Origin of the sequence: Microcoleus sp. POL10_C6 (assembly GCF_036701585.1) — a bacterium.
GTDB lineage: Bacteria > Cyanobacteriota > Cyanobacteriia > Cyanobacteriales > Microcoleaceae > Microcoleus.
On the sequence record NZ_JAUBRB010000112.1, the window covers coordinates 1 to 6,026 of the forward strand.

The 6,026-nt window shown below is 45.0% G+C and carries 7 protein-coding genes; 1 reads left to right on the forward strand and 6 read right to left on the reverse strand.

What is annotated here, in order from left to right:
- Positions 1 to 572: 572 nt before the first annotated feature.
- The 5 genes from QUA34_RS29590 to hemW form a co-directional block, all read right to left on the reverse strand.
- Positions 573 to 791 (reverse strand): hypothetical protein, encoded by a 219-nt coding sequence (locus QUA34_RS29590; protein ID WP_333325349.1) that lies wholly within the window; start codon positions 789 to 791, stop codon positions 573 to 575.
- A gap of 201 nt (positions 792 to 992) precedes the next feature.
- Positions 993 to 1,262 (reverse strand): hypothetical protein, encoded by a 270-nt coding sequence (locus QUA34_RS29595; RefSeq protein WP_333391027.1) that lies wholly within the window; start codon positions 1,260 to 1,262, stop codon positions 993 to 995.
- A gap of 68 nt (positions 1,263 to 1,330) precedes the next feature.
- Entirely contained in the window at positions 1,331 to 1,603 is a 273-nt protein-coding gene (locus tag QUA34_RS29600) for a DUF1830 domain-containing protein (protein ID WP_333325343.1), read from the reverse strand.
- Between the two features lie 155 nt (positions 1,604 to 1,758).
- Complete coding sequence (locus tag QUA34_RS29605; RefSeq protein WP_333325341.1) at positions 1,759 to 1,977, reverse strand: hypothetical protein; 219 nt, start codon at positions 1,975 to 1,977, stop codon at positions 1,759 to 1,761.
- 226 nt (positions 1,978 to 2,203) lie between these two features.
- Positions 2,204 to 3,547 (reverse strand): radical SAM family heme chaperone HemW, encoded by a 1,344-nt coding sequence (gene hemW / locus QUA34_RS29610; RefSeq protein ID WP_333325338.1) that lies wholly within the window; start codon positions 3,545 to 3,547, stop codon positions 2,204 to 2,206.
- A 396-nt stretch (positions 3,548 to 3,943) separates the two neighbouring features.
- Between hemW and QUA34_RS29615 the strand changes: the two genes are divergently transcribed.
- Positions 3,944 to 5,023, forward strand: a complete 1,080-nt coding sequence (locus QUA34_RS29615; protein WP_333080144.1) for a PIN/TRAM domain-containing protein — start codon at positions 3,944 to 3,946, stop codon at positions 5,021 to 5,023.
- A gap of 317 nt (positions 5,024 to 5,340) precedes the next feature.
- On the opposite strand, the gene QUA34_RS29620 is transcribed toward QUA34_RS29615, so the two are convergent.
- A complete protein-coding gene (locus tag QUA34_RS29620; protein WP_333391030.1) occupies positions 5,341 to 5,928 on the reverse strand; it encodes a Uma2 family endonuclease in 588 nt (195 codons plus the stop codon).
- Positions 5,929 to 6,026: the final 98 nt, after the last annotated feature.

Below are 6,026 nucleotides of genomic sequence, written 5' to 3' on the forward strand. Positions count from 1 at the left end.
CAATTATGAGTTAGCTCTAGGGGGCTAAATTTAAAACTTCTGATTATAACATATATCTTTTTTGCAAGAGGTCTATTCTGAACGAAGCATCAGCAATACAAATCCCTAAACTGCGTTAAAACCGTGTTTAATTTAAATCAATACAATTCAGATCGGCCCGATCGCCCCTTAAAAAGAGCGAAGAGTGTTCTCTCCCGCCCTGGGAGGGAGATGCGAGGCGGATCTCCGAGTAACAAACAGTGTTAAACCAAGCGTATTGGCTTATAACTGGCTTGTATTATAGATTTTTAGCTAAACCCACCCCCACCAGATACAATGTTTTTTTGCCCTTACCTGCATATTTGAAGGCTAGATAGCAACGGTAAAGAATTGGTAAAGATTCTTGAAATTCACAGTTTTGGTTACAAACTTTAACAATAATGATTAAAGTCAATCAACCCATCCTAAAATCTCTGCCACTTTTTCCGTCAGAGTGATGGGTTGAATCGGTTTGGTAATTACCCCAGCTACCGCCATCGGGGCAAATTTAGCCCGGTTGAATTGAAAACAACCTATTCATGCCTCTAGATACCTCAACTTTGTAAATACTTTCTGATTTCCTGCAAAATACTCGCATTCCCTTTACTATTGACGAACAGAATAGGGGAGAGATGCTGCGGACGATTTGCCTCAATAAAACCAGTGGCGGGGTGTTTGTCACTTGCTGTCGCCATTAGCACTAGGTCGGAATTTCTCACCCACTGGCTGAGTCTGTCGTTGCCACCTCGATTGTGGCTGAGCTCAACTATCATTTGTTGGTGTAATTTGTTGGCAAGCTGCCTCTAAAATAGCTTTTACCCTCAACGCTGCAGATTCCGTTAAGGTGTAGATGAGAACGGATTTTCCTGTGATCTTCTGGAAAATCTTGCTTTCATCTGCAAGGTTTTGCTCAATCGAAGTGACTGCTTAGCCAAGTAAATCAGCAAGAGATTCTTCTAGCTTTAAGTCTTTAACTATAGAGCGAAATATTCGCCATTTAGCTTCATCAATGCGTCTGGAAAAGCGCCACAGTAGTTCAGAAAGAGCAAACAGAAGTTGCGCGTCTCTAGGGAAGGACAGGGATATAAAACCAGCACGTCAAAAAAGTCAAGCATCGAATCAAGGGTTTTTGGAGAGGCGAATCTTTGCCAAAGTTCGAGGACGTAACCGAGCATATCCGTATATTTTGTTTTGGTCGGTCCGAGGGTAAAAAGTGCGATCGCGAACCGAGCTTTTATAATCATACAGAGAAACCCGGTTTCTGAAAAAAACCGGGTTTCTACCTCTCGTTGATAAGTCTAAGGAATTATCTTCAATCAGCCGTGCTTAATTCTTCAACTCGCAGCCGATCGCACAAAATTCGCTCGCACACTATACCACCCGTCTCCGCACTCCTGCAAACTTCTAATTGAGCTTCCGGCAACGCTTCAAACAAAAAACGCTCTCCCGGAAAAACCGTCCGCTCAAAATACCAATTAGGAATATTTGTAATACGAGCGATTTGCACTTTGCTAGTATTATTAAGATACCAACACAAAATGCGCGTATGACCTTCGGAAATTACCTGATTTAGTGTCAAATTCATTTTTTTAACTTGTTTGTGCAATTGTGCGAACGATCGGCGACGGACCTAGACTTAATATAGCATATTACCAGTTAAAACACAATTTTTTATACGTTTTTTTTAGATTTTTTGGGTTAATTAATAAATTGCGCCAGGGAAACATCAGCGCCTTCCACCTATTCCCAAGAAGGTGCAAAAGCCGGCAGTGCTAAAGTGCAAGATTTCCATCCTCCCCTAACAGGTGCGTTCAACAATTGACAGTGACCAACTGAACCTCTTGCCTGTTGGTAGTGACCGCAAAAATTACACTTGGAAGCAGCATTGCACCCGCGATCGCTAATTACAAGGCAGGGCTGGTTTTGGGTTTGGTTGCGCTCGATAGTTAAAGTGTTCATTAAATTACTTTTAAATGTTCAGTCTTAAGTATGACGGCTGGAGTGCCGTCGTGGCGTCTATCCCAAGGCTTAGTTCGCCTTTAAGTTTTGTGTAGGGATCGAGAGAAAATATATTATTTTTGAGAGGATCAAGCTAGGGAGCGATTAAATTTCCTTTCGATCGAATTGGCGGCCCCGGCTTTAGAGCCGATCGCGCTTGTCAGGGGGTATACTTCCTCAGACAGAGCTAATTATCTTCGCCTAAGTTGCTGAACAAATCGGCTAAAATTGTATTAGAAAATAAAAAACCTTCGGGATCGCTCAACCTCAAATTGCCCGACAGTGGCAGTTTCACGCCCTCACCTAAATGTGAGATCGCCCCATCCGCAGTGATAATTTCTACCCATCCTTGCCGCCAGTAGGGCTGCAAACAACGCCAAATTTTATCAACCGTTTGCTGAGTAAACTTTTCAGTCAGCGCCGACAGGCTAACTCCTTCTGCTAAACGCAAACCTAGCATCAGCGTTTCTAACAAAACGTCATTTTCTGAGACTTGAAAATTTTGCTCAATTGCTGAGTAAATATCTGGCTGGGTTCCCCCCCCAATTTGAGAAGTAGCAGGGGAATTGAGGCCAGAGATCGATCGCACCCACTGATAATATTCTTGAGTTTTGCGCGGCCTTGTCAACCTCCGGCCTTCCACGTAACTCGCCGCCCCCATTCCCAAACCGTAATAAGGGCGATTTTCCCAATAAACGCGGTTGTGGCGGCACTGATAGCCAGATCGAGCGTAATTAGAAATTTCGTAATGTTCGTAGCCAGCCCCTGTCAGAATTTCCCTTGCTAAACGGTACATTTGAGCAGCGGTTTCATCTGCAGGCAGCGGCTGCGCGCCTGCTTCAAAGTAGCGCCCGAAAGCAGTTCCCTGTTCAACAATTAAGTCGTAACTCGACAGGTGAGTCGGGGAAATTTCCACCGCCGCTTTCAGGGAAGCTTCCCAGTTTTCTAAAGTTTGGTGTGGCAGTCCTGAAATCAGGTCTAAACTAAAATTGACAATACCAGCCGATCGCACTATTTCTACTGCTTCAAAAATATCAGCGACAGAGTGCGATCGCCCGCAAGCTTGCAGCAATTCATCTTGAAAAGCTTGCACTCCCAAACTCACTCGATTTACTCCCGCCGCTGCATATCCCCGCAACTGTTCTAAAGTAAACGTACCGGGATCTATTTCTATAGAAATTTCCGCCTCAGCAGCAATCCCAAATTTGCCGTCGAGAGTCTCTAAAATATTGCTCAACTGACTGACAGAAAGCAGCGAAGGTGTGCCACCACCAAAAAAAACTGTTTTCAGAGATGCGCCTAAATTTTTAGTTTCTTGAATTTCTTGACACAGTACAGCAACGTATTGGACTATGGTGCCGGAATTCTCGCCATTTTTGCGATCGCCCACCACAAAAACCGGAAAATCGCAGTAATAACAGCGGCGGCGACAAAAAGGTATGTGCAGGTAAGCCGAACTAGGAATCCCGGAATTTGTCGCTTGCACACTTTTTTTTAATTCAAATGTTAAATAATCTGTGGGAGGGTTCATTACATTTCAAGCCAAAAGCGCCACTTCAAATCTAAAGTTTTAATTAAACAATCATGAATAATTATGTATATTATGACATTTTATTCCAAAAAAAGCGTTGCGAACGATGCCGTCCCGCCCCGCAAGCTACGGCTCTTTTAATTTAACCTCGTACCAGTTTTAATCGACCAAAATTCTCGAACAGCCCGCAGGACGGTCTATTCGCACCTCGTCCCTGCTTTGGGCCCGGCGTGGTAAATGCCGAGCGCCTCCCTGGCACATCCCCCAAAGGGTACAACCGCGAAATATAAGTTTATGAACATCCCTGAGTAAATAGGGCGATATCCCACCAAAGCATGAAAACAAGTATCAGCACTGCAAAGATATAATGTGAATAAATTCATTAACCTAGAACTAATGCTAGACGCAATCATAATAATCTCATTCATAATCGCAGGCGGAGGCATCGGCTATTACGGAGTCGAACTCCTGCCGAGCGAGCTGCTGGAGCAAGTTACAAATATACAAGGTTTAAGTTCTGTACTAGGTTCCTTTGGAGCATTAATCGGCTTCGTGATGGGATTAGTTGCTCAAACAACCTATCGGCGCTTGGAAAAACAAGTCCGCGATATGCCGGTGGAGATGCTGCTGACGCGGGCGATCGGCTTAATCATCGGACTGCTAGTAGCAAACTTAATGCTGGCTCCGCTATTCCTGCTGCCAATTCCCCGCGAGTTCGGCTTCATCAAACCTTTAGTCGCAGTCTTGGGTAGCGTCATGTTCGGCTTCACAGGCGTCAGTTTGACCGACACCCACGGCCGCGCTTTCTTGCGACTGATCAACCCCAAAAGCTTTGACACGGTGTTGCTAACCGAAGGTACTTTCAAGCCAGCAACTGCCAAAGTTGTCGATACTAGCTGCATTATTGACGGCAGAATTGAAAACTTGCTAGAAACAGGTTTCCTCGAAGGTCAAATTATCGTGCCGCAATTCGTGCTCCAAGAACTGCAACTGGTAGCTGATTCAGCCAACGATCAAAAGCGAGTGCGCGGACGCCGCGGCTTAGATGTACTCAACCGCATCAAAGAAACATATCCAGAACGGATTCAAATTCACTCGGCTGACTACGAAGATATTGCCACAGTCGATGCCAAATTAGTCCGCTTCGCCTTGGATATCGACGGCATTTTACTTACCAACGATTACAACTTATCGAAAGTAGCTACCGTCCAAAAACTGCCGGTTTTGAATATCAATGATTTGACTCATGCGGTGCGCCCGACTTATTTGCCGGGAGATACGATCGAACTAAAAATCCGCAAAGAAGGCAAAGAACCCTCTCAGGGAATCGGTTACTTGGATGACGGCACAATGGTTGTCGTAGAAGCAGGCAGCAGCTATGTCGGTGGCGAAGCCAGAGTCGTAGTCACCAGCGCCCTGCAAACTAGCGCTGGTCGCATGATATTTGCCCGCCCTCAAGAGTCCGTTATTGTTTAAAACAGAGTAACAATGGCCAGGGCAATCAGAATCAAATATTGCGATCGTTGTTCCCAATCTGCCCCGACTCTCTACCGCACCCGGTATGACGAGTCGGGGCAGTGGTTTTTTTTATGTCTTAAATGTTGGGAATCGGTAAGTCAAAACAATCCTTTTTACTTCTACGGCGGCACTTGGAAAGCTAGCAAGAAAAAATAGCAATTACCAGCTTGTTCTTCTTTTCTCTTCCTACCCTTCGGGAACGGCTTCGCCGAACGCGTCCTTTGCGTCTTCGCGGTTCAATCATATCAATATCAGTGATTCAGGAGTAATTAAAATCAACCAATCTCGATCGCATCTTCATACAATGTCTCGATCGCCCAGCTAAAATTAACGCTAGCAAACTGAACTTCTTGTCCTTGAGTGTAAGGATAAAGCACCCACAAACCCTCTGCATTCCGGCGAAAACACTCTACACTAACTCTTTCTTGATTGATTAACACATACTCTTGCAAACTTTCAGAAGTGCGGTAATCAGCAAATTTATCGCCTCTGTCACAAGCCGCTGTTGTCGGGGATAAAACTTCCACAATTAAGCGCGGGTAGCGAATGAAATCTTCCGCAGCATTTTTGTCTCGTTCATCACAACTCACCGTTACATCGGGATAGTAAAAAAAATTAGATGTCTCTTTCCGAACTTTCATATCTGCGATGTAAGGTATGCAGCCACTTCCCCGAAGATGATTTCTCAACAGTGCAAACACATTTCCGGAAATGATGACATGAGCTTTGCTTGCCCCTGCCATTGCATAGATTTCACCTTGCCTGTACTCGTGTTTGATCGGACTGACTTTCTCGGCTGCTAAATAATCTTCAGGAGAGACATACAGCGTATTCCAGGTTTGTGAAGTGTAGGGACACGGCACTGCGGTCTTCCTACGAGGAGCTAACTAGGGCTTGCTGAATATATCGATGGCACTTGACGTAGCCTGGGTTATGCGCTCGCGAGAGCGAGGGTAAAGTG